A 277-nucleotide genomic window follows, 5' to 3' on the forward strand; every position below is an offset into this window, starting at 1 on the left:
AGCAAAACAGCCTATTCCAGCGCCATCTAAAGCACAACCTGGTGATTTTTATTGTCTACTTACCGCTTATTAGCTGTTTAAAAAATTGCGTTACATAAACGCTGTTGCTTATACCAAAGATGATATTGAACTAGAAGCCTCTGATATTTTACATGTAGGTCTTGAAGAATTTATTGCGAGCAAAACAGCCTATTCCAGCGCCATCTAAAGCACAACCTGGTGATTTTTATTGTCTACTTACCGCTTATTAGCTGTTTAAAAAATTGCGTTACATAAA

At 36.1% G+C, this 277-nt stretch carries 1 protein-coding gene; it reads left to right on the forward strand.

Annotation, left to right across the window (positions count from 1 at the left end; all coding sequences use genetic code 11):
* Positions 1–85: 85 nt before the first annotated feature.
* Entirely contained in the window at positions 86–208 is a 123-nt protein-coding gene (locus tag BHE89_RS24675) for a hypothetical protein (protein WP_286145819.1), read from the forward strand.
* Positions 209–277: the final 69 nt, after the last annotated feature.

Origin of the sequence: Shigella sp. FC1967, assembly GCF_001743005.1 — a bacterium.
GTDB lineage: Bacteria > Pseudomonadota > Gammaproteobacteria > Enterobacterales > Enterobacteriaceae > Proteus.